This window comes from Serratia sp. DFXYC6, from assembly GCF_057196085.1.
Genome location: NZ_JBXUNV010000001.1, coordinates 1,733,520 through 1,758,513, shown reverse-complemented (window position 1 = coordinate 1,758,513; position 24,994 = coordinate 1,733,520). Strand labels below are relative to the sequence as shown.

General features: G+C 58.7%; 24 protein-coding genes and 1 tRNA gene. 14 read left to right on the top strand and 11 right to left on the bottom strand.

The window, feature by feature from the left end; translation table 11 throughout:
* The first annotated feature begins 109 nt into the window (after positions 1-109).
* Both ydiJ and menI read left to right on the top strand, forming a co-directional pair.
* On the top strand, positions 110-3,166 hold the full coding sequence (gene ydiJ / locus AC2CGQ_RS08495; protein ID WP_015377716.1) for a D-2-hydroxyglutarate dehydrogenase YdiJ: 3,057 nt from the start codon (positions 110-112) through the stop codon (positions 3,164-3,166).
* The gene (gene menI / locus AC2CGQ_RS08490; protein ID WP_099982170.1) at positions 3,163-3,579 is read left to right on the top strand and encodes a 1,4-dihydroxy-2-naphthoyl-CoA hydrolase; all 417 of its coding nucleotides are present in this window, start codon (positions 3,163-3,165) and stop codon (positions 3,577-3,579) included. The genes ydiJ and menI overlap by 4 nt, the downstream gene beginning before the upstream one ends.
* Before the next feature lie 45 nt (positions 3,580-3,624).
* Here menI and AC2CGQ_RS08485 read toward each other — a convergent pair whose 3' ends face one another.
* Positions 3,625-4,029, bottom strand: coding sequence for a hypothetical protein (locus AC2CGQ_RS08485; RefSeq protein ID WP_004931369.1), 405 nt, complete (start codon positions 4,027-4,029; stop codon positions 3,625-3,627).
* Between the two features lie 526 nt (positions 4,030-4,555).
* On the opposite strand from AC2CGQ_RS08485, the gene sufA reads away from it, so the two are divergent.
* From sufA to AC2CGQ_RS08450, 7 genes are all read left to right on the top strand, one after another.
* Positions 4,556-4,927 carry a Fe-S cluster assembly scaffold SufA gene (gene sufA, locus AC2CGQ_RS08480; RefSeq protein WP_004931368.1) on the top strand — a complete coding sequence of 124 codons (372 nt, stop codon included), beginning with the start codon at positions 4,556-4,558 and terminating at the stop codon, positions 4,925-4,927.
* A gap of 14 nt (positions 4,928-4,941) precedes the next feature.
* On the top strand, positions 4,942-6,438 hold the full coding sequence (gene sufB / locus AC2CGQ_RS08475) for a Fe-S cluster assembly protein SufB (RefSeq protein ID WP_004931367.1): 1,497 nt from the start codon (positions 4,942-4,944) through the stop codon (positions 6,436-6,438).
* 43 nt (positions 6,439-6,481) lie between these two features.
* A complete protein-coding gene (gene sufC, locus AC2CGQ_RS08470; RefSeq protein WP_484593571.1) occupies positions 6,482-7,228 on the top strand; it encodes a Fe-S cluster assembly ATPase SufC in 747 nt (248 codons plus the stop codon).
* Positions 7,203-8,489 carry a Fe-S cluster assembly protein SufD gene (gene sufD / locus AC2CGQ_RS08465; protein WP_004931361.1) on the top strand — a complete coding sequence of 429 codons (1,287 nt, stop codon included), beginning with the start codon at positions 7,203-7,205 and terminating at the stop codon, positions 8,487-8,489. The genes sufC and sufD overlap by 26 nt, the downstream gene beginning before the upstream one ends.
* Positions 8,486-9,712: a cysteine desulfurase SufS gene (sufS, locus tag AC2CGQ_RS08460; RefSeq protein ID WP_015377719.1), complete on the top strand. Its 1,227-nt coding sequence runs from the start codon at positions 8,486-8,488 to the stop codon at positions 9,710-9,712. The genes sufD and sufS overlap by 4 nt, the downstream gene beginning before the upstream one ends.
* A gap of 36 nt (positions 9,713-9,748) precedes the next feature.
* Entirely contained in the window at positions 9,749-10,165 is a 417-nt protein-coding gene (gene sufE, locus AC2CGQ_RS08455; RefSeq protein ID WP_004931358.1) for a cysteine desulfuration protein SufE, read from the top strand.
* Positions 10,166-10,461: 296 nt separating this feature from the next.
* The gene (locus AC2CGQ_RS08450; protein ID WP_004931356.1) at positions 10,462-11,475 is read left to right on the top strand and encodes a L,D-transpeptidase family protein; all 1,014 of its coding nucleotides are present in this window, start codon (positions 10,462-10,464) and stop codon (positions 11,473-11,475) included.
* Positions 11,476-11,618: 143 nt separating this feature from the next.
* On the opposite strand, the gene AC2CGQ_RS08445 is transcribed toward AC2CGQ_RS08450, so the two are convergent.
* The 5 genes from AC2CGQ_RS08445 to AC2CGQ_RS08425 all read right to left on the bottom strand — a co-directional run bounded on the left by AC2CGQ_RS08445 (position 11,619) and on the right by AC2CGQ_RS08425 (position 16,031).
* Positions 11,619-11,855, bottom strand: coding sequence for a major outer membrane lipoprotein (locus AC2CGQ_RS08445; protein ID WP_004931354.1), 237 nt, complete (start codon positions 11,853-11,855; stop codon positions 11,619-11,621).
* Positions 11,856-12,163: 308 nt separating this feature from the next.
* Positions 12,164-13,576, bottom strand: a complete 1,413-nt coding sequence (gene pykF, locus AC2CGQ_RS08440; RefSeq protein ID WP_004931353.1) for a pyruvate kinase PykF — start codon at positions 13,574-13,576, stop codon at positions 12,164-12,166.
* A gap of 394 nt (positions 13,577-13,970) precedes the next feature.
* The gene (locus AC2CGQ_RS08435) at positions 13,971-14,276 is read right to left on the bottom strand and encodes a cupin domain-containing protein (protein ID WP_015377721.1); all 306 of its coding nucleotides are present in this window, start codon (positions 14,274-14,276) and stop codon (positions 13,971-13,973) included.
* A 119-nt stretch (positions 14,277-14,395) separates the two neighbouring features.
* Positions 14,396-14,472 (bottom strand) — tRNA-Val (locus tag AC2CGQ_RS08430).
* Between the two features lie 182 nt (positions 14,473-14,654).
* A complete protein-coding gene (locus AC2CGQ_RS08425; RefSeq protein WP_049240188.1) occupies positions 14,655-16,031 on the bottom strand; it encodes an MATE family efflux transporter in 1,377 nt (458 codons plus the stop codon).
* Between the two features lie 239 nt (positions 16,032-16,270).
* Here AC2CGQ_RS08425 and AC2CGQ_RS08420 point away from each other — a divergent pair, with 239 nt between their 5' ends.
* Both AC2CGQ_RS08420 and AC2CGQ_RS08415 read left to right on the top strand, forming a co-directional pair.
* Complete coding sequence (locus AC2CGQ_RS08420; RefSeq protein WP_004931347.1) at positions 16,271-16,921, top strand: riboflavin synthase; 651 nt, start codon at positions 16,271-16,273, stop codon at positions 16,919-16,921.
* A 54-nt stretch (positions 16,922-16,975) separates the two neighbouring features.
* Entirely contained in the window at positions 16,976-17,269 is a 294-nt protein-coding gene (locus AC2CGQ_RS08415) for an I78 family peptidase inhibitor (protein WP_004931344.1), read from the top strand.
* Positions 17,270-17,342: 73 nt separating this feature from the next.
* On the opposite strand, the gene cfa is transcribed toward AC2CGQ_RS08415, so the two are convergent.
* Together cfa and punC are read right to left on the bottom strand one after the other, a co-directional pair.
* A complete protein-coding gene (cfa, locus tag AC2CGQ_RS08410) occupies positions 17,343-18,494 on the bottom strand; it encodes a cyclopropane fatty acyl phospholipid synthase (RefSeq protein WP_004931341.1) in 1,152 nt (383 codons plus the stop codon).
* Between the two features lie 345 nt (positions 18,495-18,839).
* Positions 18,840-20,051 (bottom strand): purine nucleoside transporter PunC, encoded by a 1,212-nt coding sequence (gene punC / locus AC2CGQ_RS08405; protein WP_015377723.1) that lies wholly within the window; start codon positions 20,049-20,051, stop codon positions 18,840-18,842.
* Positions 20,052-20,174: 123 nt separating this feature from the next.
* Between punC and punR the strand changes: the two genes are divergently transcribed.
* Positions 20,175-21,119: a DNA-binding transcriptional activator PunR gene (punR, locus tag AC2CGQ_RS08400; protein WP_004931338.1), complete on the top strand. Its 945-nt coding sequence runs from the start codon at positions 20,175-20,177 to the stop codon at positions 21,117-21,119.
* Here the strand turns inward: punR and purR are convergent.
* Positions 21,116-22,141 (bottom strand): HTH-type transcriptional repressor PurR, encoded by a 1,026-nt coding sequence (purR, locus tag AC2CGQ_RS08395; protein WP_004931336.1) that lies wholly within the window; start codon positions 22,139-22,141, stop codon positions 21,116-21,118. The two genes, punR and purR, sit on opposite strands and share 4 nt — an antisense overlap.
* A 324-nt stretch (positions 22,142-22,465) precedes the next feature.
* Between purR and cydH the strand changes: the two genes are divergently transcribed.
* The gene (gene cydH / locus AC2CGQ_RS08390; protein ID WP_004931335.1) at positions 22,466-22,555 is read left to right on the top strand and encodes a cytochrome bd-I oxidase subunit CydH; all 90 of its coding nucleotides are present in this window, start codon (positions 22,466-22,468) and stop codon (positions 22,553-22,555) included.
* A 64-nt stretch (positions 22,556-22,619) separates the two neighbouring features.
* Here cydH and sodB read toward each other — a convergent pair whose 3' ends face one another.
* Positions 22,620-23,198, bottom strand: coding sequence for a superoxide dismutase [Fe] (gene sodB, locus AC2CGQ_RS08385; protein ID WP_021505464.1), 579 nt, complete (start codon positions 23,196-23,198; stop codon positions 22,620-22,622).
* Positions 23,199-23,397: 199 nt separating this feature from the next.
* Complete coding sequence (locus AC2CGQ_RS08380) at positions 23,398-24,216, bottom strand: C40 family peptidase (RefSeq protein ID WP_004931330.1); 819 nt, start codon at positions 24,214-24,216, stop codon at positions 23,398-23,400.
* Between the two features lie 416 nt (positions 24,217-24,632).
* Between AC2CGQ_RS08380 and AC2CGQ_RS08375 the strand changes: the two genes are divergently transcribed.
* The gene (locus AC2CGQ_RS08375) at positions 24,633-24,980 is read left to right on the top strand and encodes a Grx4 family monothiol glutaredoxin (protein WP_004931329.1); all 348 of its coding nucleotides are present in this window, start codon (positions 24,633-24,635) and stop codon (positions 24,978-24,980) included.
* The last annotated feature ends 14 nt before the right edge of the window (positions 24,981-24,994 follow it).

Sequence of the window (24,994 nt, the reverse complement as noted above, 5' to 3'; positions counted from 1 at the left end):
GAGTATGTTAGTTTTTAGTGTCACTAAAAAATAGGGTGGGTCTGAATTAAAGGCCCGATTCAGCGTACATCAGCGCATAAAAAATAGACGGACAGGGTCAAAAAAGCGAATGATCCCACAGATTTCTCAGGCGCCCGGCCTGGTTCAACGGGTGCTCGACTTTTTGGAAGCACTGAAGCAAAACGGATTCAACGGCGATACCGCCACCAGCTATGCCGACCGGCTGACGATGGCCACCGACAACAGTATCTATCAGCTGCTGCCCGATGCGGTGGTGTTCCCCCGTTCCACCGCCGACGTGGCGCTGATCGCCCGTCTGGCCGGAGAAGAGCGCTTCAACACGCTGACCTTCAGCCCGCGCGGCGGCGGCACCGGCACCAACGGCCAGTCGCTCAATACCGGCATCGTGGTCGATATGTCGCGCCATATGAACCGCATTCTGGAGATCAACGTCGAACAAGGCTGGGTGAAAGTCGAAGCCGGGGTGATCAAGGACCAGTTGAATCAATACCTGCGGCCGTTCGGCTACTTCTTCTCGCCGGAACTGTCCACCAGCAACCGCGCCACGCTGGGGGGAATGATCAACACCGATGCCTCCGGCCAGGGCTCGCTGGTGTACGGCAAAACCTCCGATCACGTGTTGGGCCTGCGGGCGGTGCTGCTGGGCGGTGAGATGATCGATACCCGCGCCATGCCGACGGCGCTGGCGGAAACGATTGCTCTGGAAGAGACCGCCGAAGGGCGCATCTACCGCACGGTGCTCAACCGCTGCCGCGAGCAGCGCGCGCTGATCCTGGAGAAATTCCCCAAGCTCAACCGCTTCCTCACCGGTTACGATCTGCGCCACGTGCTGAGCGACGATCTGCAAACCTTCGATTTGACGCGTATTCTGACCGGCGCCGAGGGCACGCTGGCGTTTATCACCGAGGCGCGGCTGGACATCACGCCGCTGCCGAAGGTGCGTCGTCTGGTTAACGTGAAGTACGACTCCTTCGACTCGGCGCTGCGCAATGCGCCCTTTATGGTCGAGGCCAAGGCGCTGTCGGTGGAAACCATCGATTCCAAGGTGCTGAACCTGGCGCGTGAAGACATCGTTTGGCACTCGGTGAACGAACTGATCGCCGACGTGCCGGATAAAGAGATGCTCGGGCTGAACATCGTCGAGTTCGCCGGCGACGATCGGGCGCTGATCGACGGCCAGATGGAGGCCCTGTGCCAACGGCTGGACGAATTGATCGCGCAGCGGCAGGGCGGCGTGATCGGGTACCAGATCTGCGGCGATCTGGCTGGCATCGAGCGCATTTACAACATGCGCAAGAAGGCGGTCGGGCTGCTGGGCAACGCCAAAGGGCGCGCCAAGCCGATTCCGTTCGCCGAGGACACCTGTGTGCCGCCGCAACATCTGGCGGACTATATCGTCGAATTTCGGCAACTGCTCGATGACCACAATCTGAGCTATGGCATGTTTGGCCACGTCGACGCCGGGGTGCTGCACGTGCGCCCGGCGCTCGACATGTGCGACCCGCAGCAGGAAGTGCTGATGAAGCAGATCTCCGATCGGGTGGTGGCGCTGACCGCCAAATACGGCGGCCTGCTGTGGGGGGAACACGGCAAGGGGTTCCGCGCGGAATACAGCCCTGAATTCTTCGGAGAAACGCTGTATGAAGAGCTGCGCCGCATCAAGGCGGCGTTCGATCCGGATAACCGCCTGAACCCAGGCAAGATCTGTTCGCCGCTGGCGGTGGATGCGCCGATGATGCAGGTGGATGCGGTCAAACGCGGCACCTTCGATCGCCAGATCCCGGTCGAGGTGCGCACCTCGTTCCGCGGCGCGCTGGAGTGTAACGGCAACGGCCTGTGCTTCAACTTCGACGTACGCAGCCCGATGTGCCCGTCGATGAAGATCAGCGGCAACCGCATTCATTCGCCGAAAGGGCGGGCGACGCTGGTGCGCGAGTGGCTGCGTCTGTTGGCCGAGCAGGGGGTCGATCCGCTGGCGCTGGAGAAACAGCTGCCGCAGCAGCGCCTCAGCTTGCGCGGCCTGATCGAGAAAACCCGCAACAGCTGGCACGCCGGCAAGGGTGAGTATGACTTCTCGCACGAAGTGAAAGAGGCGATGTCCGGCTGCCTGGCCTGTAAGGCCTGCTCCACCCAGTGCCCGATCAAGATTGACGTGCCGGGATTCCGTTCGCGCTTCCTGCAGCTTTACCACACTCGCTATCTGCGCCCGGTAAGCGACTACATGGTCGCCGGCGTGGAGAGCTATACCCCGTTGATGGCCCGCGCGCCGAAGGTGTTCAACTTCTTTTTCCGCCAGCCGTGGCTGCGGGAGATGAGCCGCAACGCCATCGGCATGGTCGATCTGCCGCTGTTGTCCAGCCCGACGCTGCGCCAGCAGCTGTCCGGCCACCGCGCGACCACGCTGACGCTGGAGCAGTTGGAAGGGCTGAGCGCCGAGCAGCGCGCAGAACACGTGTTGATCGTCCAGGATCCGTTCACCAGCTATTACGACGCCAAAGTGGTGGCGGACTTTGTTCGGCTGGTGGAGAAGCTTGGCTATAAACCGGTGCTGCTGCCGTTCTCGCCGAACGGCAAGGCGCAGCATGTGAAGGGCTTCCTGACGCGGTTCGCCCGCACCGCGCGCAAAACCGCCGATTTCCTCAACCGCGTGGCGCAGCTAGGCATGCCGCTGGTGGGCGTCGATCCGGCGCTGGTGCTGTGCTACCGCGACGAATACCGCGAGATCCTCGGCGCCGAGCGCGGCGATTTCCAGGTGCAGCTGGTGCATGAATGGCTGCAGCAGCGGATCGCGGATCGCGCCGAACAGCCGGCGACCGGCGAACCCTGGTATCTGTTCGGCCACTGCACCGAAACCACCGCGTTGCCGGCCAGCGGCCAACAGTGGGCGGCGATCTTCGCCCGCTTCGGCGCCAAACTGGAGAGCGTCAGCGTCGGTTGCTGCGGCATGGCGGGCACTTACGGCCATGAAGCCAGGAACCTGCAAAACTCGCTCGGCATTTATGAGCTATCATGGCATCCGACGCTACAGCGTTTGCCACGGCAGCGCTGCCTGGCGACCGGCTATTCCTGCCGCAGCCAGGTGAAACGCATCGAGGGCAATGGCGTGCGCCACCCATTACAGGCACTTCTGGAGATGATTGAGTGAAATTTTGGAAACGTGAAACATCGCTGGAGCAGCTGAACCGCGCCGGTGACGGCTGCATGGTCAGCCATGTGGGCATCGAGTTTACCCAACTGGGCGAGGATTTCCTCGAGGCCACCATGCCGGTCGATGGCCGTACCCGGCAGCCGTTCGGGCTGTTGCACGGCGGGGCGTCGGTGGTGCTGGCGGAGTCGATGGGATCGATGGCCGGCTACCTGTGCAGTGAGGGCGAGCAGAAAGTGGTGGGGCTGGAGATCAACGCCAACCACCTGCGCGCGGTGTTCGATGGCCAGGTGCGCGGGGTGTGCCGCGCACTGCACGTCGGCCGTCGTCATCAGGTGTGGCAAATCGAGATCTTCGACGCGCGCGATCGGTTGTGCTGCACCTCGCGTCTGACCACGGCGGTCATCGACTGATCCCCGCCGCTTTCCGCAGGCGCTCGGCCTGCGGAGCCTTTCGCTTTACAGCTGAAACGGCACGCGTTTGACGAAGTCCTTCTGAAACGCGTTCGCCTTCTCCCAGGTGCCTTCCATTGCATATTTTTGGCAGATCAGCGTCAGCGTATGGCGGGCGAAGTGGTAGCTTTGCACCCGAAACAGCTGGCAACGCTGTGGGTTGTTGATCTCGACGATCAGCCGGTTGTGCAGCTTGCTGAGCGCGTGCAGGTAGCTGTCGTCGTCGCCGTTCTCCAGACACAAATTGGCCATGGTAAGGCTGACGCTGTTATACCGCTTCAGGTGGTCGATATTGCATTCCGGGCGCCGTAGCGCCGCTTCGGCCATGTAAAAGTCCACCGTGGCGTCGCGCACGCTGAATTTGTAGTCATCAATCTTGCCCAGCAACCATGCGTTGATCGAAAGAGTCATTGGCTTCGCGCTCAAATTCAAATTGAATGATAATCATTATCATATAAACTGCCGCGTTGCCGATCAATCCCCGGCGTGGCGTTTTTTCATTGCGCGGGGTGTAAAAGGTCGCCGACGACCCAACTTGATGCTGAGCGACTAAACTTTAACCTGAGGGCGCGCGCTTGCGCTGCGCCACGAAATGCCGATAAACGCACATTTACGACAGACAGAATGCAGAAATAGGTATTTTCTATGAATGTTTAGATCGGCAACGTACCGCGGCGCTGTAACGCTGACGGGCCACCGGGGAGTGCGGTACGGTGATGCAGGATAAATAACAAATTCATAGGGATAGCATGCACACCTTGCCGCCAGACGCCGCAAGCCGCCACGGATGTCCCGCTGGCTTGCCGCACGCCGCAGCGAAAAACCGCGCTTGCGGCGGATACCCCCGCAAAACAAACGGTTGAAGTGATAATCGTTATCACTAACATATAAGCAACCCAGATTGGCTGTGGCCAAACACGAGTGTGAGGTAGACCCTATGCAAACGGAAAATGTCGGCACTTTTTCTCTGGATGAAAATGTCTGGCAAGGCATTTCGCTCAGCGACAGCGCCGTACGACAAATAACCAAACTGATGCAGCAGGATCCGCAGGTGAAAGGGCTGCAGCTAGGGGTGAAACAATCCGGCTGCGCCGGCTTTGCCTATGTGCTGGATCTGACCCGCGAACCCGCCGATGACGATCTGCTGTTTGAGCGCGACGGCGCCAAACTCTATGTGCCGCTGAAGGCCATGCCGTTCATCGATGGCACCACGGTAGATTACGTCCGCGAAGGGCTGAATCAGATATTCAAATTCAACAACCCTAAAGCTCAGCATGCCTGCGGGTGCGGCGAGAGCTTTGGCGTTTGAGCGATGCAATCAACATGACACGAAGCAATGTAGAAATGCCTAATGAAGTGCAGGCTTGGGTCAGCGAAGGTCGCTACAAAGAAGGTTTCTTCACCCAGCTGGCAACCGATGAGTTGGCCAAGGGCATCAACGAAGAGGTGGTGCGCGCCATCTCGGCCAAGCGCAACGAACCCGAGTGGATGCTGGAATTCCGCCTTGAGGCTTATCGCGCCTGGCTGCAGATGGAAGAGCCGCACTGGCTGAAGGCCAATTACGAACGCCTGAACTACCAGGACTACAGTTACTATTCGGCGCCGTCCTGCGGCAGCTGCGACGATGCATGCGGTTCGCAACCCGGCGCCGAGCAGCAACCGGGCGCGGCGACGGAAAAAGATTACCTGACCAGCGAAGTGGAGCTGGCGTTCAACCAGCTCGGCGTGCCGGTGCGCGAGGGCAGCGAGGTGGCGGTGGACGCCATCTTCGACTCGGTCTCGGTCGCCACCACCTACCGTGAAAAACTGGCGGAGAGCGGGGTGATCTTCTGTTCGTTCGGCGAAGCGATCCAGGAATACCCGGATCTGGTGCGTCAATACCTGGGGCGCGTGGTGCCGTCCAACGATAACTTCTTCGCTGCGCTGAACGCCGCGGTGGCCTCCGACGGCACCTTCGTCTATGTGCCGAAAGGGGTGCGCTGCCCGATGGAGCTGTCGACCTACTTCCGCATCAACGCCGCCAAAACCGGCCAGTTCGAGCGCACCATCCTGATCGCCGACGAAGGCAGCTACGTCAGCTATATCGAAGGCTGTTCCGCCCCGGTGCGCGACAGCTACCAGCTGCACGCGGCGGTGGTGGAAGTGATCCTGCATAAAGACGCCGAAGTGAAATACTCGACGGTGCAGAACTGGTTCTCCGGCGGCGAGAGCAAGGGCGGTATCCTCAACTTCGTCACCAAGCGCGCGCTGTGCGAAGGCGCCGGTTCGAAAATGTCCTGGACCCAGTCGGAAACCGGCTCGGCCATCACCTGGAAATACCCGAGCGTGATTTTGCAGGGCGACAACTCGATCGGCGAATTCTTCTCGGTGGCGCTGACCAGCGGCCATCAGCAGGCAGATACCGGCACCAAGATGATCCACATCGGCAAAAACACCAGGTCGACCATCATCGCCAAAGGCATCTCCGCCGGCCACAGCGAGAACACCTATCGCGGCCTGGTGAAAATCCTGCCGGGGGCGGAAAACGCCCGTAATTTTACCCAGTGCGACTCGATGCTGATCGGGCCGGACAGCGGTGCCCACACGTTCCCTTACGTTGAAGCGCGCAACAACAGCGCTCAGCTGGAGCACGAAGCCACTACCTCGAAGATCGGCGATGACCAGCTGTTCTACTGCCTGCAGCGCGGCATCAGCGAGGATGACGCCATTTCGATGATCGTCAACGGTTTCTGCAAGGACGTTTTCTCCGAGCTGCCGCTGGAGTTCGCCGTCGAGGCGCAAAAACTCCTGGCCATCAGCCTGGAACACAGCGTGGGTTAATCGCCGCATTTTTAGCGCCGTCGGCGCTATCTGAGGACACAGCATGTTAAGCATCAAGAATTTGAAAGTCAGCGTGGAAGGTAACGAGATCCTCAAGGGATTGGATCTGGAGATCAAACCGGGCGAAGTGCACGCCATCATGGGGCCGAACGGCTCGGGCAAGAGCACGCTGTCCGCCACGCTGGCCGGGCGTGAAGAGTACGAAGTGACCGAAGGGGAAGTCACCTTCAAGGGCAAGGATCTGCTGGAGCTGGATCCGGAAGATCGCGCGGGCGAGGGCGTGTTCCTGGCCTTCCAGTACCCGGTGGAGATCCCCGGCGTCAGCAACCACTTCTTCCTGCAGACGTCGGTCAACGCGGTGCGCAAATACCGCGGGCAGGAGCCGCTGGATCGCTTTGACTTCGCCGATTTCATCGAAGAGAAAATCGCGCTGCTGGACATGCCGGCCGATCTGCTGACCCGTTCGGTCAACGTCGGCTTCTCCGGCGGCGAGAAAAAACGCAACGACATTCTGCAGATGGCGGCGCTGGAGCCGGATCTGTGCATTCTCGATGAAACCGATTCGGGCCTGGACATCGATGCGCTCAAAATCGTCGCCAACGGCGTCAACTCGCTGCGGGACGGCAAGCGCGCCTTTATCATCGTCACCCACTATCAGCGCATTCTGGACTACATCCAGCCGGATTACGTACACGTGCTGTCCCAGGGGCGCATCGTCAAATCCGGCGATTTCTCGCTGGTGAAACAGTTGGAGGAGCAGGGCTATGGCTGGCTTACCGACCAACAGTAATTCAAACGCGCTGCAGCAACTGTATCGCCTGTTCGAAGGCCGCGGCGGCGAGCGTTCGCCGCATGCGCTGGCGCACTGGCAGCAGGCGCTGCGCCTCGGCTGGCCGACGCGCAAGCATGAAAACTGGAAATACACGCCGCTGGAGAGCCTGCTGGAGCAGCAATTCCTCGAGCCGCAGCCCGCCCCGGTGAGCGCAGAGCAGCTCGATGCGCTGGCGCTCGGCATCGATGCCTGTCGGCTGGTGTTTATCGACGGCCGCTACAGCGCCGCGCTGAGCGATGGCGACCTGGGCGACTACCAGTTCGAGTTGACCGCCTATGGCACGCCTCAGGCGTTGCCGGAGCCGATCCAGCCGGAGATTTTTCTGCACCTGACCGAAAGCCTGGCGCAGGAAACCAGCCTGATCCGCCTGCCGGCCGGCAAGATCCCTGCACGCCCGCTGTATCTGCTGCACATCAGCAGCGGACGCGGCGCCGCCGGGGAAGTGAACACCGTGCATCACCGCCATCATCTGGAGATCGGGCGCGGGGCTGAGGCGGAAGTGATCGAGCACTACGTCAGCCTGGGCGAGGCCGCACATTTCACCGGCGCGCGCCTGACCGCCAATGTGGCGGACAACGCCGGGCTGTTGCACTGCAAGCTGGCGTTTGAGAGCCAGCCAAGCTACCACTTTGCCCACAACGATCTGGTTATCGGCCGCGACGCGCGGGTGAAAAGCGACAGCTTCCTGCTGGGCGCCGGCCTGACGCGGCACAACACCAGCGCGCAGTTGAACGGCGAAGGCGCGAATCTGGTGATCAACAGCCTGGTGCTGCCGGTGGGCAAAGAGATTTGCGACACCCGCACCTATCTGGAGCACAACAAGGGCTATTGCGAAAGCCGCCAGCTGCATAAAACCGTGGTCAGCGATCGCGGCAAGGCGGTGTTCAACGGCATGATCAAAGTGGCCAAGCACGCGATCAAAACCGACGGCCAGATGACCAACCATAACCTGCTGTTGGGCAAGGTGGCGGAAGTGGATACCAAGCCGCAGCTGGAGATCTACGCCGATGACGTCAAGTGCAGCCACGGTGCTACCGTGGGGCGCATCGATGAAGAGCAGCTGTTCTATCTGCAGTCGCGCGGCATCGACAAGCACGCGGCGCAGCAGATGATCATCTTCGCCTTCGCCGCCGAGCTGACCGAAGGCATCGCCAACGACACCATCCGGGAACGGGTGCTGGCGCGCATCGCCCAGCGCCTGCCGGGGGAGGCTGCATGAGTTATCCGATTGAACGCGTACGCGGCGATTTCCCGCTGTTGGCGCGTGAGGTGAACGGCCAACCGCTGGCCTATCTCGACAGCGCCGCCAGCGCGCAGAAACCGCAGGCGGTGATCGACCGCGAGCTGGAGTTCTACCGCCACGGGTATGCGGCGGTGCATCGCGGTATCCACACCCTGAGCGCCGAGGCGACTCAGCAGATGGAAGCGGTGCGGGAACAGGCGGCGCGCTTTATCAATGCTGCCTCGGCGGAAGAGATGGTGTTCGTCAAGGGCACCACCGAAGGCATCAATCTGGTGGCCAACAGCTTTGGCCGCCACCTGCTGCAGCCGGGCGATGCGATTCTCATCACCGAGATGGAGCACCACGCCAACATCGTGCCGTGGCAGATGCTGGCGCAGGAGCGCGGGTTGCAGCTGCGGGTGTGGCCGCTGCAGCCGGACGGCACGCTGGATCTGGCTCGGTTGCCGGAACTGGTCGACGCGTCCTGTAAACTGCTGGCGCTGACCGAGGTCTCCAACGTGCTGGGCACCGTCAACCCGGTGCGCGAGATCATCGCCCGTGCCAGAACCCTGTCACCGGATCTGACGGTGCTGGTGGACGGCGCGCAGGCGGTGATGCACCAGCGCGTCGATGTCCAGGCGCTGGACTGCGATTTCTACGTGTTTTCCGGCCATAAGCTGTATGGCCCTTCCGGCATCGGCATGCTGTATGGCCGCCAGGCGTTGTTGCAGCAGATGCCGCCGTGGGAAGGGGGCGGCTCGATGATCCGGCAGGTCAGCCTGACGGCGGGCACCACCTTCGCCGATCCGCCGTGGCGCTTCGAGGCCGGTTCGCCGAACACCGCCGGCATCATGGGGCTGGGCGCGGCGTTTGATTACGTCGAAGCCTTGAGCCTGAATGCGATCCACGATTATGAACAGTCGCTGATGCATTACGCGCTCGAGGCGCTCAAGCAGGTGCCGACGCTGAAAATCTATGGTCCGGCGCATCGCGCCGGGGTGATCGCCTTCAATCTGGGAGAGCACCACGCCTATGACGTCGGCAGCTTCCTCGATCAGTACGGTATCGCCATTCGCACCGGCCATCACTGCGCGATGCCGCTGATGGCGTTTTATCAGGTGCCGAGCATGTGCCGTGCTTCGCTGGCGTTATATAATACCCGCGAAGAGGTGGACCGGCTGGTGGCCGGGCTGCAACGCATTCATCAGTTATTAGGTTAGGCTGGGGCGTGTCCCCGGCGGTACAAAAGGATCCCCATGGCGAATTTGCCGGACAAAGATAAATTGGTGCGTAATTTCTCCCGCTGTCTGAACTGGGAGGAGAAATACCTGTACGTGATTGAACTCGGCGCTAAATTGCCGCCGCTGGACGAGGCGGAGCGGCAGGCCGGCAACCTGATCTCCGGCTGTCAGAGCCAGGTGTGGATCGTGATGCGCCGCGATGAGCAGGGGCAGGTCGAGTTTCACGGCGACAGCGACGCGGCGATCGTCAAAGGGTTGCTGGCGGTGGTGTTCATTCTTTATCGCCAATTGACGCCGCAGCAGATCGTCGATCTCGATGTGCGGCCGTTTTTCACCGAGCTGGCGCTCAGCCAACATCTGACGCCTTCGCGCTCGCAGGGGCTGGAGGCGATGATCCGCGCCATTCGCAGTAAAGCGGCGCAGCTGGCCTGATCCATAACGCCTTCATCCTCAAGACTCATTGATACCTTTGCTTTGTCAATGAGTCTTTACAATTCACAATTTTCCTCCGGGTAACGCGCCCAATTCAGTGATATTTCAGCAGCTTAACTGTTGACGTTTCGTTGACAATCAATGACGGCGATTACGTTATAACGTGTTGATTTTTAGAGGACTTATTGCCTTTGATACCAGCGTTGCTAGTATTAATCAGGTATTGTCTGATTTACCCACCACCTGGCGCTCGTTAGCCTTGTGGGCGAACCGTCATAAAAAATATAGGGATGATAATGAAACGTGCGTTGAGTTTAATGGGCATGGTCTTCGCCACCGTATTGGCCGGCACGCAGGCCGCCAGTGCGACCGAGTACCCGCTGCCGCCGCCGGACAGCCGTCTGATCGGCGAAAACACCACTTATACCGTGCCAAACGACGGCCGCCCGCTGGAAGCCATCGCCGCTGACTACAAGATCGGCCTGCTGGGCATGCTGGAAGCCAACCCCGGCACGGATCCGTTCCTGCCCAAGCCGGGTACGGTGCTGACCATTCCGACCCAAATGCTGCTGCCTGACACCAAGCGTGAAGGGATCATCGTCAACCTGGCCGAGCTGCGCCTTTATTACTACCCGAAAGGCGAGAACAAAGTGATCGTCTATCCGATCGGCATCGGCCAGACCGGGATGCACACGCCGCTGGAGGTGACCTCCATCAGCCAGAAGATCCCTAACCCGACCTGGACGCCCACCGCCAACATCCGCAAGCGCTATCAATCCCAGGGCGTGACGCTGCCTGCGGTGGTGCCGGCCGGCCCTGAGAACCCGATGGGGCTGTTCGCCCTGCGTCTGGCGATGGGGCGCGGTGAATACCTGATCCACGGCACCAACGCCAACTTCGGTATCGGCATGCGCGTCAGCTCCGGCTGCATTCGCCTGCGTCCGACGGATATCGAGGCGCTGTTCAACATGGTGCCGCGCGGTACGCGGGTGCAAGTGATCAACGATCCGGTGAAGATTTCCGTTGAGCCGGACGGCAAACGCTATGTGGAAGTGCACCAACCGCTGTCGCGGGTGGAAAGCGACGATCCGCAGACCATGCCGATCGCGTTGTCTAAAGCGGAGAAAGCCTTTGCGGCCGATGGTCAGACCGATCGCGCCGTATTCGATAGCGCGGTTGTACGCCGTTCTGGCATGCCGGTGCTGGTCAACGTAGGGGAGAGTCCGTCTGCGGTGAGTTTGACGCCTGCAGCGGCTCCTGCGGCGAATAAGAGCCCATTCAAGGCAGCGCCAATCAGTTCGGTGAACTAAGTTTGCAGGATTGAGCGGTCGAAGAGGGGTTCAGCGTGCTGAACCTCTTTTTTTTTGCCTGCCGTGCAGGAACCCCCCTGGCTGGCGAACAGACAAAAAAAAACGGCGCACAATGTGCGCCGTTTTCAATAACCAAAGCTATCTTACTTTTTGTAAGCGTGAGCTTGGTTGTCCAGACGCTGGTTAGCGCGTGCTGCGTCGTCTTTAGCAGCTTGAACGTCAGAACGCATTGCGTTCACGTCGTTGCTCAGCTGATCAACTTTAGCGTTCAGAGTCTGAACGTCAGAAGACAGTTGATCGATTTTAGCGTTGCTAGAGCAGCCAGCCAGCAGAGTGGAACCCAGGATTACCGCGCCCAGTACCAGTTTAGTACGATTCATTATAACACCCTCTAGATTGAGTTAATCTCCATGTAGCGTTACAAGTATTACACAAACTTTTTTCGAAAGAGAATAATTTTTTAGTGTTGAGGTGCTTTATTTTGATCGTTCGCTCAAACTTGCATCTGGTTTTACAAATTAGTTAAAAAAACGAGGGAAAACAGCCGGCTTCCATGGGACTACTCCGATTCTTTATTAGCTAAATAATGAGCGGATCGCGGTTGCGTTTTGAGAAAAATAGTTTACTGCTGATAAAAAAAACGCCGCAAAGCGGCGTTTTGATCAAGACAATTATGTCACGTTTTATATTACAGCACGTGTACCGAGGCCGTGTTGGTGGTGCCGCTCGGCACTAGCGCGCCAGAGACCATCACCACGACGTCGCCTTTCTGCGCCAGGCCGCTGGCCAGGGCGGCTTCTTTACCGATGCGGTAGAAGTCGTCGGTGGAGGCGATTTCCTTGACCATCTGCGGGATGACGCCCTTGCTCAGCACCAGCTGATGCGCGGTAGTCTCATTGGTGGTCAGCGCCAGGATCACCGCGTTCGGGAAGTATTTACGCACGGATTTTGCCGACTTGCCGCCGCTGGTGGCGACCACGATCAGCGGCGCGTCCAGTTTCTCGGCGGTTTCAACCGCGCCGCGGCACACCGCTTCGGTGATGCGCAGCTTGCGACGATCGTTCAGGGTGTCGATACGGCTTGGCATCACGCGATCGGTACGCTCGCAGATGGTCGCCATGATGTTGACCGCTTCCAGCGGGTATTTGCCCTTTGCGCTCTCGCCGGACAGCATGACGGCATCGGTGCCGTCCAGGATGGCGTTGGCAACGTCGCCGGCTTCCGCGCGGGTAGGGCGCGGGTTTTTGATCATGGAATCGAGCATCTGGGTGGCGGTGATGACCACTTTACGCGCACGGTTACATTTCTCGATCATCATCTTCTGGGCGAAGATCACTTCTTCTACCGGGATTTCAACGCCCAGATCGCCACGGGCAACCATGATGCCGTCGGACGCTTCGAGGATTTCGTCGAAGTTGTTCAGGCCTTCCTGGTTTTCAATCTTGGAGATGATCTGGATCTGCTCGCCGCCGTGGGCTTTCAGGTGCTCGCGGATCTCCAGCACGTCGGAGCGTTTACGGATGAAGGACGCTGCCACGAAGTCGACGCCTTGCTCGCAGCCGAAGATCAGGTCGCGTTTGTCTTTCTCGGCCAGCGCAGGCAGCTGGATGGACACGCCCGGCAGGTTAACGCCTTTGTTCTCGCCCAGGTCGCCGTTGTTCAGCACCTTACAGATGACTTCGTTCTCGGTCACGTTGGTGACTTCCATGCCGATCAGGCCGTCGTCAACCAGCACGGTGTTGCCGATCTTCAGGTCGGCGGCGAAGCCGGCGTAGGTGACCGCCACGCGCTCGCTGTTGCCGATCACGCTCTGGTCAGTGGTGAAGGTGAAGGTTTGGCCGGCGACCAGCGAGGCGTCTTTGCCGCCTTCCAGCTTCATGGTGCGAATTTCCGGGCCTTTGGTATCCAGCAGGATGCCGGCGTTGATACCGGTTTTCGCCATCACGGCGCGCATGTTCTTGATGCGGTTGCCGTGCTCTTCATAGTCGCCGTGAGAGAAGTTGAGACGCATCACGTTCATGCCCGCATTGAGCAGGTTGGTCAGCATTTCTTCCGATTCGGTTTTTGGACCGATGGTACAAACAATTTTGGTCTTTTTCATGGCGGAGTTTTCTACAAGTTGTGATGGATAAAAAAACGAATTTGACCGGCGCGGTTTACGCCGGTAGGGAATTTGGGCCGTGCCTGGTGGTGAAAAACATAGTTAAGGATAGGTGACGACAGTTGAAGTGGGGCGGAAAAATTCAGCCCGCGCGGGGGCGCGGGGATGCTGCGCAACGGGGTAAGATCACATCGTGTTGTTATTGCGTTTTCGCAGATCAAGGGCTGAAACCATTCAACTGATAGACGTTGCGCATTATAAAGGCTAAGCGGCGGGAAACAAAATAAAAAACCGCGGCGGTGCGGCGGATAGAGCAAAACGGGGCTAAATGTGGCGCAAATGCAACGCGTTGCGGGCCGCTTGTTGCGCAAATAACCTTGCTGTAAATGCAGGTTTAACGCGTTTGGGGAATTTCCAGCAGCGTGCCAGCGCTCAGGCAGAAGCAGCCGCTGGCGACGTTGGCCGGCAGGGTAAGGCTCTCACCGGCACGTACTATCCGGGTGTCGCCGCCGAGGGTGAACTCGAATTCGCCGGATATCACCCGGGTTTGCAGCGCGTGCGCGGGCTTTTGCAACTGGCCGAAGGCGCCGGCCTCGAAACGCACTTCCGCCGCCGGCGAACCGTCGCTCATCACGCCTTCACGGCGGGCAAGGCCATTGTCGAGCGGCAAAAAGGCGGTTTTGGCGGTGAAGGTGGTCATGTGGCGTTCCTTATGGCTGATGGCGGTAGTTCGGCGCAATCGACATGAAAAATCGAACGGTCGGGCAGAGACGATACAACGGGAAGTATAACGTGACAGGGAGAGATGAATCAGCAATATGGTGCGTCCGAGTGGACTCGAACCACCGACCCCCACCATGTCAAGGTGGTGCTCTAACCAACTGAGCTACGGACGCATCTTTTCCTGTCTGTCATGGCTGACAGCGGGGACGAATATTAACGAGCTACCCGCGCGCTGGCAAGGGGAAAAGCGCAATTTTATTCGGTATTTCACGCGATTGCTGAGGTTGTGCGCAGTCCGGCGTTTTTTTCCGCAAACCGCAGCCCGGCCGGGGAGGAAACCGGCCGGGTTGCGGGTTCAGCGTGTGGATCGCTGCAGGATGACGGTGGTCGGCTGTTTCTGCAGCCAGCGCATGCGCAGCGCCATCATGATGGCGGCGAAGGTCAGTCCGATGATAAAGCCGATCCAGAAACCGCTTGGCCCCATCGCCGGCACCAGCGCATCGGTTAACGCCAGCAGATAGCCGCTCGGCAGGCCCAAAACCCAATAAGCGATAAAGGTGATGAAGAAGATCGCGCGGGTATCTTTATAACCGCGCAGCACGCCGCTGCCGATCACCTGGACCGAATCCGAGATCTGGTACAGCGCCGCCAGCAGCATCAACTGCGAGGCCATCGCCACCACCGCCGGGCTGTCGTTGTACAGCAGGGCGATCGGTTCGCGGAAGGTGGCGGTAAACAGCGCGGTGCAGACGGCCATGGTGATGCCGACGCCGATGGCGGAGTAAGCGGCGACGCGCGCGCCTTCGACCGAACCTTCCCCCAGACGATAACCGACGCGGATGGTGGCGCCGACGCCCAGCGACAGCGGCAGCACGAACATCAGCGCGCTGAAGTTAAGTGCGATCTGGTGGCCGGCGACCGCGACGATCCCCAGCGGTGAAACCAGCAGCGCCACCACCGCGAACAGCGTGACTTCGAAGAACAGCGCCAGCGCCACCGGCATGCCGATGCCGATCAGGCGCCTTAGCGCCGCCCAGTCAGGGCCACCGAGATCGCCGGCCTGGCGTTTGATGTCGCGCTGCGACGGCGCGCGCTTCACGTACCAGCGCATCATCAGGAACATGATCCAGTAGACGCTGCCGGTGGCGACGCCGCAGCCGACGCCGCCCAACTCCGGCATGCCGAATTTGCCGTAGATAAAGATGTAGTTGATCGGGATATTCACCAGCAGGCCGAGGAAGCCGATCACCATGCCGGGTTTGGTTTTGGACAGCCCCTCGCACTGGTTGCGCATCACCTGGAAGAACAGGTAACCCGGCGCCCCCCACATGATGGCGTGCAGATAGCCGACGGCTTTATCCGCCAACTGCGGATCGATGTTGTGCATCATGTCGATGACAAACTTGCAGTTATACAGCACGACGATCAGCAGCACGGAGACGCCGGAGGCCAGCCAGAAGCCCTGACGCACCTGATGGGCGATGCGATCGCGACGGCCGGCGCCGTTGAGCTGGGCGATAACCGGGGTCAGCGCCAGCAGCAGGCCGTGGCCGAACAAAATGGCCGGCAACCAGATCGAGGTGCCGACCGCCACCGCCGCCATGTCGGTGGCGCTGTAAGCGCCGGCCATGATGGTATCCACCACGCCCATGGCGGTTTGTGATATTTGCGCGATGATGACCGGGATAGCGAGAGCCAATAAACTACGCGCTTCAATTAAGTACTTCTGCACGCATACACCTTTTCTATTTATATATGTGGGAGGGAGGGCTGCCGCGAGAGGACAACAATTAAAATAGCGGAATTTTGTCAAAAAGATTGTACCTGCTCGGCGTCGTTAAGCAAACGCCGCAGATAAATAGTTATTAAATGCGCAGCCATTCTTTTTTTGCCGTCGCGGATTTGGTTTTCAGCGCCAACTGGGGCAAACTGCCGGTAGCGTTTTAACCTATTTAGCAAGAAGAGGCACATATGTTCACCGGTATCGTACAAGGCACCGCGCCGCTGGTCGCCATTGATGAGAAACCCAATTTCCGCACCCACGTGATCGAAATGCCTGCCGAGCTGCTGCCGGGGCTGGAGCTGGGCGCGTCGGTGGCCCACAACGGCTGCTGCCTGACCGTCACCGCGGTGGAAGGCAACCGCGTCAGCTTCGATTTGATCAAAGAAACGTTGCGCCTGACCAACCTCGGCGATCTGGCGCTGGGCGACATCGTCAATATCGAGCGCGCGGCGAAGTTCAATGACGAAATTGGCGGCCATTTGATGTCCGGCCATATTATCTGCACGGCGGAAGTGGCCAAGATTTATACCTCGGAAAATAACCGCCAGGTATGGCTGCGCATGCCGGATGCGGAATTGATGAAATATGTGCTGCACAAAGGTTTCATCGGCATCGACGGCATTAGCCTGACCATCGGCGAAGTGGTGAATAACCGTTTCTGCGTGCACCTGATCCCGGAAACGCTGGATCGCACCACGCTGGGTAAAAAACGCCTCGGCGACAAGGTGAACATCGAGATCGATCCGCAAACGCAGGCGGTGGTGGACACCGTCGAGCGCGTGCTGGCCAATCGGGAAGCGACGTTGGCCGCGGCGATGGCGCCGGCGCACAAAGACTGACAGCGATTCTGGCGTGACCGCCGGCATCGAATCATAAGCAGAGAGGAGAAACGCGTGAAGTTTTATGGGAAAACGTTGTTGTTAACCGCGTTGCTGGCGCTGAGCGCTTGCAGCAGTTCGCCTGAGCAGGGCGCGGGCGCGCAAATGGCCGATGCGGACGATACCTGCGGCGCTTCGCAGTATCAAAATTTTGTCGGCAAACCGATGACCTCGCTGGAAGGCGTGCGGATCGACGGCAAGGTGCGAGCCATTCCGTATAACTCTGCCGTCACCATGGATTTCAACCTGCGCCGTCTGAACTTCCTTGGCGACAGCGACGATAAAATTATTCGCGTTTATTGCGGTTAACCCGCAGGGTTCGAAAGAGCAAAAAAAAAGCCCCGGCGAAGATGTTGCCGGGGCTTTTTTATCGGGAAAGCGTTCAGCGGGCGACGCGAATGCCGCCTTCAACGCCTTTCGGGCTGAACACCACCTGCCATAACTGCAGATCGCGCGCCCGGAACGCGCCGGCGCAGGCGTTCAGGTAATAGCTGAACATCCGTTCGAAGCGTTCGGAATAGCGCTCGGCGAGCTGCGGCCACGCCTGTTTGAAGCGCTCGAACCAGGCCATCAGCGTGCGATCGTAGTCGGCGCCGATGTTGTGCCAGTCTTCCATCACGAAATGGCCTTCGCTGGCCTCGGCGATATGCCTCACGGAGGGCAGGCAACCGTTCGGGAAGATATATTTGTTGATCCAGGGATCGACGTTCATGTCGGTCTTGTTGGAGCCGATGGTGTGCAGCAGGAACAGGCCGTGCGGCGCCAGATTGCGCTCCACCACGTCGAAATAGGTGCGGTAGTTTTTCGGCCCGACGTGCTCGAACATGCCGACCGAGACAATGCGATCGAACTGCTGGTGCAGATCGCGGTAATCCTGCAACAGGATCTGCACATCCAGCCCGGCGCAGCGCGCCTGAGCCAGCTTCTGCTGTTCGGCGGAAATGGTCACGCCGACCACCGACACGCCGTAATTTTTCGCCGCATAGGCGGAAAGGCCGCCCCAGCCGCAGCCGATGTCCAGCAAACGCATGCCCGGCTGCAGCTGCAGTTTCTCGCAGATCATCCGCAGCTTGGCTTCCTGCGCTTCCTCCAGCGTGGTGGCGTCTTTCCAGTAGCCGCAGGAATACTGCATGTAAGGATCGAGCATCAGGGTAAACAGATCGTTGCCGAGATCGTAATGTTCTTTGCCGACGATCCAGGCGCGCTTTTTCGATTGCAGATTGGTCAGGCGCGCGGCGGCGATACGCAGGGTATCTTTCAGGTGGTGGGGGAGTTTCTTCTCCAGCCCGGCGCTGACCACGCGCTGGAAGAACATATCCAGCCGCTCGCACTCCCACCAACCGTCCATATAGCTTTCGCCCAGGCCCAGGGATCCTTGCTGCAAAACGCGTTTAAAGAATTCGGGATTTTTAACCTGAATATCGAAAGGGCGCGATCCGTTGATTTCGATACCGGCCAGACCGAGCATTTCGTGCGCGATACGGTACCACTGATTATCCTGGATGCTCAGATCTTCTATACACGATGAACTCATAGCTTCTCCATCACCTTCTTCTGACTGATGACCCGTTAGGAAACAGCTTAGACAATTTCTGCGGGTGCATACCTATACCAACGGGAAATAAGCCCGCGGCGTCTGATATCCGACTATGAACAGAGGAAATTTAAAGAAACGGCCCGACGCAAACGGCGCAGGATTAACGCCCCTTTAAAAAAAAGAGTGTGACGCAAGGCGCGTACACAATAGCTGATTGAGATATAGAGATTATAAGGTGTTACTTTACAAGGTTGTTTTTGAGTATAGGCGTGCCGAGGCGTTGACTCAACTGTAAATCGCACTCGGCACACATATTCTTTAAGTGATTATTAATCTTGGCAATTATGACGCTGAGTTAGCATGTTCCCGCTGTGCCTTTTGCTGCGCATCGGCCGCTTTTCCCCGCTGCAGGAAATAACCCAGCGCGGCCAGGACTACCGTAGATACCATCACCGTCACCGTCGCCAACAGCGGCTGGGCAATAAACGCCGACACCAGCATGCTTGCCACAAAACACAGCCCCAATTGCAGCGTATTTTGCAGCGCGGCGGCTTTGCCGCTGCTTTCCGGGAACGGCATCAGCGCATTCGCCACCATGATCGGGTAGCCGGCGCCGTTGACCAGCGCCATCACGCAGAACGGGATCAGCAGCGTGGTGAGCGTCGGATTGGTCAGGGTCGCCACCAGATACAGCGCCACCATGCTGACACCATAAGCTACCAGCAGCCACGGCAGCAGAGTTTTGCCATTGATGCGCTTAAGCGCGGCGCGGCAGCCGTAGCCGCCCAGCAGGAAGGCCAGCGTTTGCGGCACATAGCTCAGACCGATGTCGCTCGGGCTATAGCCCATATCGCCGAGGATGAACGGCGAACCGGTCAGCCAGGCGAAGAAACCGGCCGAGCAGGCGGCGTACATAGCGACGTTGCCGCTGAACACCGGAGATTTCAACAGTTGCCAGAAGCTGACGCCGTTTTTCGGCGCGTCGGCGGCGGGGGGCGTTTTGGCGCGCTCTTTGAGCAGCAGCGTCGGCAGCAGCAGCAGTGCGGTGATCACCAACAGCGCGGCGAAGATCGCACGCCAGCTGGCGTGGTTCAGCAGCCAGGCGCCAAGCAGCGGCGCCAGCGCTGGTGACAGCGCCACCAGCGGCATGATGGTGGCGAACACGCGGTTGGCCTGGCCTTCGCGATAGCGGTCGACCACCAGCGCTTGCCAGATGGCGGTGGCGGAACAGACGCCGACGGCCTGAATAAAGCGCAGTATCCAGAGCTGCACGGCATTTTCTACCCACAGCATGCCCAGGCAGCCGAGCGCGAACAGCGTCAGGCCAATCAATAATACCGGTTTGCGGCCCAGTCGGTCGGAGAGGGGCCCCCACAGCAGTTGCGCGAAGGCGAAGCCGGCCAGAAAGATGCTCAGGCTGGCGCTGACCGCGCCGGCGGAAATTTGCAGTTCCTCCCGCATGGCGCCGAAGGCGGGCAGGTACATATCGGTCGCCAGATAACCCAGCATGCTCAGGCCGGCGAGGTAGAACATAAAGCCAAAAGAATTTCGCATGGTATTTCTCGTTAATATTTTAGTGTCGCAGGTTTTTAGCGCCGGCCAGTGTATCCGGCTGGATCTCTGCTTGTGAAACGGTAATATTTGCAAAGTGCTGTTAAAAAAATTGAAGGCAAAGCGATGTGGTCTGAATATTCTCTTGAAGTTGTTGACGCGGTCGCGCGCACCGGCAGTTTCAGCGCGGCGGCGCAGGAGCTGCACCGGGTGCCGTCGGCGGTGAGCTATACCGTGCGGCAACTGGAACAATGGCTTGCGGTGCCGCTGTTTGAGCGGCGTCACCGTGATGTGGAGTTGACGCCGGCCGGCGCGCTGTTTATCAAGGATGCGAGAGTTGTTATCAAAAAAATGCTCGACACCCGTCGCCACTGTCAGCAGGTGGCCAACGGGTGGCGCGGCCAGCTGAATATCGCAGTCGACATCATCGTCAAACCCCAGCGCAGCCGCCAGCTGGTGCTGGATTTCTACCGCCATTTCCCCGATGTTGAACTGATGCTGCAACCCGAAGTGTTCAACGGCGTTTGGGATGCGTTGGTGGACGGCAGGGTGGACATGGCGATCGGCGCCACGCGCGCGGTGCCGGTCGGCGGCGGCTTTGCCTTCCGCGATATGGGCTACATGAACTGGCTGTGCGTAGTCAGCCCACAGCATCCGCTGGCGCAGCTGGCAGGGCCGTTAAATGACGATCGGTTGAGGCCGTACCCTGCGCTTTGTCTGGAAGACACCTCGCGCAATCTGCCCAAGCGCGTCACCTGGACGCTGGATAACCAGCGGCGGCTGGTGGTGCCGGACTGGACATCGGCGCTCGACTGTCTGTGCGCCGGGCTGTGCGTCGGCATGATGCCGGCGCATCGGGCGCTGCCGCTGGTGCAGCGCGGTGAGCTGAAGGCGTTGCAGCTGCAGCAGCCGTTTCCCGCCAGCCCTTGCTGCCTGACCTGGCAGCAGGATAAACCGTCGCCGGCGATGAGTTGGCTGCTGGCGTATCTGGGCGATGGCGAGACGCTGAATCAGGAGTGGCTGAGCGAGGCGGCGCCGGAAGCCGTGCAGGCTTCCGGCTCAGGGGATTAGCGGCGGTAGTCGATGAACGGACCGTCGGCGACCGAACGGCGTTCCACCAGCTTCGGATGCACTTCGATCACCTGCGATTCTTCGCGCTTGCTGATGATGCGATCCAGCAGCATGGTGAAGGCCATTTCTCCCAGGCGCTCTTTAGGCTGGTGAATGGTGGTCAGCGCTGGAGTGAAGTAGCGGGCGTTGCGCACGTTGTCATAGCCGATCACGGAAATATCCTGCGGCACTCGCAGCCCCAGCTCATCAGCGGCGCAGATGGCGCCCATCGCCATGATGTCGCCGCCGCAAAATACCGCGGTCGGCCGCTGTTTTTGCGACAGGATTTGGTGCATCGCCTTGTAGCCGGACTCCGGCTCGAAGTCACCCTGGACGATCCACTCTTCGCGAATGTCGATATGCGCTTCCTGCAGCGCCTTCATAAAGCCCTGATGACGGCCGCCGCCGGTGTTGCGCGACAGCTGGCCCGGGATGGCGCCGATATCGCGGTGACCGCGCTCGATCAGGTAACGGCCGGCCAGATAGCCGCCTTCGAACGCGTTATCGATGATGGTGTCGGTGAAGTCGCCGCGCGCAGCGCCCCAGTCCATCACCACCATCGGGATATTACGGTAGTCCTCCAGCATGCCCAGCAGTTGATCCGGGTATTCGGAACACATGACCAGCAGGCCGTCGACGCGCTTTTGCGCCAGCATCGCCAGGTAGGCGCGCTGCTTGTCCAGATTGTTGTGCGAGTTGCACAGGATCAGGGTGTAACCTTTGCTGTAGCAGCTGTTTTCCACCGCCTCGATCACTTCGGCAAAATAGGGCGCTTCGCTCGAGGTGGCCAGCAGACCGATAGACTTGGTGTGATTGACTTTCAGGCTGCGCGCCACGGCGCTCGGCGAGTAGTGCAGCTCTTTGATCGCGGCCCACACGGCCGCTTTGGTCTCTTCGGCGACGAAACGAGTCTTATTGATGACGTGCGAAACGGTGGTGGTGGAAACGCCCGCGCGTTTGGCCACATCTTTAATCGTTGCCATGTAAGGAATGACTCCTGAACTCACATGTTTACAGCATGTAAGTGTGATGTTAATCGTTTGCCTACGTAGATCCTTCTCCAGAGAAGCGAAAACTGAGTTTTTAGTGTGTTGAAGTCTTCAGCGCTTAATCAGGAGGGGCATGGATGCCGGTACGCAGTTGTGAACTGCGAATTTTGTCGCATATTGAACAAAAGTGGAAGAGGTAATCGAGATTATAAACCGGGAAATGATAACAAGATTTTATCGGCGAACTGTGGGAAAATGATTTGACGTACTAATTGTGCGCCTTTTATCCTTAGGAAAGCCCATTTTAAAGGAGTTGTCATGGATACCGATCTGAAGATGTCTCTGTTCACTACCGTCGGCGCGTTGGCGATGATCATCGCTTTCAGCTTTGTCGCCGCGTTGAACTGATCTCCCGCCGGTTTTAAAAAAGGCGCAGCCTGGCTGCGCCTCGTCACTTCGGCAAGGCCTGCGTTTACGCCAGGTTTTCCGCCGCAAATTTCCAGTTGACCAACGCCCAGAAGTTTTCCAGGTATTTTGGACGCGCATTGCGGTAATCGATGTAATACGCGTGTTCCCACACGTCAACGGTCAGCAGCGGTTTATCTTCACCGGTCAGCGGAGTTGCCGCGTTGGAGGTGTTGACGATCGCCAGCGCACCGTCTGGTTTTTTCACCAGCCAGGTCCAGCCGGCGCCGAAGTTTTTCACGGCGGCATCGGTGAACTGCTCTTTGAACGCAGCGAAAGAGCCGAAGGATTTGACGATCGCCGCCGCCAGTTCGCCCTGCGGTTCACCGCCGCCCTGTGGCGACAGGCAGTGCCAGTAGAAGGTGTGGTTCCACACCTGCGCGGCGTTGTTGAACACGCCGCCGTTGGAGGTCTTGATGATCTCTTCGAGCGATTTGCCCTCGAACTCGCTGCCTTTCACCAGGTTGTTCAGGTTAACCACGTAGGTATTGTGGTGTTTGCCGTAGTGGTATTCCAGGGTCTCGGCGGAGATGTGCGGCTCGAGCGCGTTTTTCTCATACGGTAATGCAGGTAATTCAAACGACATTGCTTCCTCCTTTACAGCGCCACTTTCTTCCCGCCCAGGCGGGAGCCAGATGGGCCGTTTTTTATTGTGGTCATTCAATCTTAACAATTTTCATCATAAAAAACAGGAGGAAAAGCGAGAAATGCGCGTGGGGGAGTGCGATGGGCGATAGCTTGAGCAGGCGGTTGCGACCGGGGCCGCAACCGCGCAGAACAGGGAATTAACGGATGGTTTTCGGCGTCACTACGCGGCGTGCGCCGATGTAATGGTTTTGCCAATAATCGTTGTCGAGCTGGCTGATGCGGATCTCTTCGCCGGTGCGCGGCGACTGGATGAATTTGCCGTTGCCGAGATAGACGCCGACATGGTCCGCCACGCCGCGGTTGTTGATGCGGAAGAACACCAAATCGCCGCTTTCCAGTTCGCTTTTCTTGATCGGCGCCGCGTCGCGAAGGTGATACATTTCGTTGGCGGTGCGCGGCATCTTGATTTTCACCACGTCCTTATAGGCGTAATAGATAAGGCCGCTGCAGTCGAAGCCGGTGCGCGGCGAGCTGCCGCCCCAGCGGTAAGGCTTGCCCATCTGATCCATCAGCTTGGCCATCGCGGTCTGTTTGGCATGCTGGTAACGTTTTTTGTGCGCCGGGCTGAGTTTTAACGGCTTTTCTTCACGCGCCAGTTTGGCGGTGGCCATACCGGCGTCGCGGTGGCGGCCATAGCCTTTTTTATAGCCCTTTTTCGGCGGGGTGACTTTAATCTTGGCGGTTTTCTGCGCTTTGGCCTTGGGTTTGGCGCTGACGATCTTTTTCGCGCTTTTCTCGCTTTTGGCCTTGGCGGTCTTGGTTTTTTTCTCGGGGGCCGTCACTTTGGCTTTTTTGGCGGCTTTATCCGCTTTCTTTTTTCTGCGGTCATCGGGCCGCGCTTCATTAGCATGGCTTTTACGCTGCTCGGCGGCAACGCGCGCCTGTGGCGCAGCGTGCGCCAAATTGAAGAAGAGCTGCGTAAACAGCAGCGCAAAGAGCGTAAGAATTAAACGCATGTCGACGTCACCAACCTTGGCCCCGAAACGGATATCGAAAGAGTTACAGTATTCCCGAACTTCACCATATAAAACAGCGAAGAACTCATAAATAATAATCCATATTGTGAGAAAACGTTAATGACATTTTTTTTGGTTTAAAATCAGCCTGTTGATGTATAAAAAAGCGCCAGGCGACGGTGGCGGATATAATTAAGCCGCGCCGGCATCGCGGCGCAATATATTAGTGAAATGGTCGGATTAAAAATGTTATTCTCAACGTATGTTTTGACCGGAATGACGTGGCCGGTGAAACGCGATCGGCGGCGGGCGAATATCCTTGCAAAAGATGGCGTTTTCTTGCGACTGTTCCAGCCGCTACAATAGCCCGCGTGATGCATGTTGTAGCCATGAAATGTGGCTTGAGGAAGCAATAAATGACGACGACACTTGAAAAAATTCAGCACCAGATCGCTGAAAACCCGATTCTGCTCTACATGAAAGGTTCGCCAAAGCTGCCGAGCTGCGGCTTTTCCGCGCAGGCTGTGCAAGCGCTGTCCGCCTGCGGCGAGCGTTTCGCCTATGTGGACATTTTGCAGAACCCGGACATCCGCGCCGAGCTGCCAAAATACGCCAACTGGCCGACGTTCCCGCAGCTGTGGGTAGATGGTGAGCTGGTCGGCGGTTGCGATATCATCATCGAGATGTATCAGCGCGGCGAACTGCAGCAACTGATCAAAGAAACGGCAGAAAAGTATAAAGCGCAGGAAGACCAGCAGTCTTAATCGACGGGCTTGCG

Coding starts and splice junctions, on each gene's coding strand:
- ydiJ (WP_015377716.1), top strand. CDS start 110: ATGATCCCACAGATTTCTCAGGCGCCCGGCCTGGTTCAACGGGTGCTC.
- AC2CGQ_RS08485 (WP_004931369.1), bottom strand. CDS start 4,029: ATGACTCTTTCGATCAACGCATGGTTGCTGGGCAAGATTGATGACTAC.
- sufA (WP_004931368.1), top strand. CDS start 4,556: ATGCAAACGGAAAATGTCGGCACTTTTTCTCTGGATGAAAATGTCTGG.
- sufB (WP_004931367.1), top strand. CDS start 4,942: ATGACACGAAGCAATGTAGAAATGCCTAATGAAGTGCAGGCTTGGGTC.
- sufC (WP_484593571.1), top strand. CDS start 6,482: ATGTTAAGCATCAAGAATTTGAAAGTCAGCGTGGAAGGTAACGAGATC.
- sufD (WP_004931361.1), top strand. CDS start 7,203: ATGGCTGGCTTACCGACCAACAGTAATTCAAACGCGCTGCAGCAACTG.
- sufS (WP_015377719.1), top strand. CDS start 8,486: ATGAGTTATCCGATTGAACGCGTACGCGGCGATTTCCCGCTGTTGGCG.
- sufE (WP_004931358.1), top strand. CDS start 9,749: ATGGCGAATTTGCCGGACAAAGATAAATTGGTGCGTAATTTCTCCCGC.
- AC2CGQ_RS08450 (WP_004931356.1), top strand. CDS start 10,462: ATGAAACGTGCGTTGAGTTTAATGGGCATGGTCTTCGCCACCGTATTG.
- AC2CGQ_RS08445 (WP_004931354.1), bottom strand. CDS start 11,855: ATGAATCGTACTAAACTGGTACTGGGCGCGGTAATCCTGGGTTCCACT.
- pykF (WP_004931353.1), bottom strand. CDS start 13,576: ATGAAAAAGACCAAAATTGTTTGTACCATCGGTCCAAAAACCGAATCG.
- AC2CGQ_RS08435 (WP_015377721.1), bottom strand. CDS start 14,276: ATGACCACCTTCACCGCCAAAACCGCCTTTTTGCCGCTCGACAATGGC.
- AC2CGQ_RS08420 (WP_004931347.1), top strand. CDS start 16,271: ATGTTCACCGGTATCGTACAAGGCACCGCGCCGCTGGTCGCCATTGAT.
- cfa (WP_004931341.1), bottom strand. CDS start 18,494: ATGAGTTCATCGTGTATAGAAGATCTGAGCATCCAGGATAATCAGTGG.
- punC (WP_015377723.1), bottom strand. CDS start 20,051: ATGCGAAATTCTTTTGGCTTTATGTTCTACCTCGCCGGCCTGAGCATG.
- punR (WP_004931338.1), top strand. CDS start 20,175: ATGTGGTCTGAATATTCTCTTGAAGTTGTTGACGCGGTCGCGCGCACC.
- purR (WP_004931336.1), bottom strand. CDS start 22,141: ATGGCAACGATTAAAGATGTGGCCAAACGCGCGGGCGTTTCCACCACC.
- cydH (WP_004931335.1), top strand. CDS start 22,466: ATGGATACCGATCTGAAGATGTCTCTGTTCACTACCGTCGGCGCGTTG.
- sodB (WP_021505464.1), bottom strand. CDS start 23,198: ATGTCGTTTGAATTACCTGCATTACCGTATGAGAAAAACGCGCTCGAG.
- AC2CGQ_RS08380 (WP_004931330.1), bottom strand. CDS start 24,216: ATGCGTTTAATTCTTACGCTCTTTGCGCTGCTGTTTACGCAGCTCTTC.
- AC2CGQ_RS08375 (WP_004931329.1), top strand. CDS start 24,633: ATGACGACGACACTTGAAAAAATTCAGCACCAGATCGCTGAAAACCCG.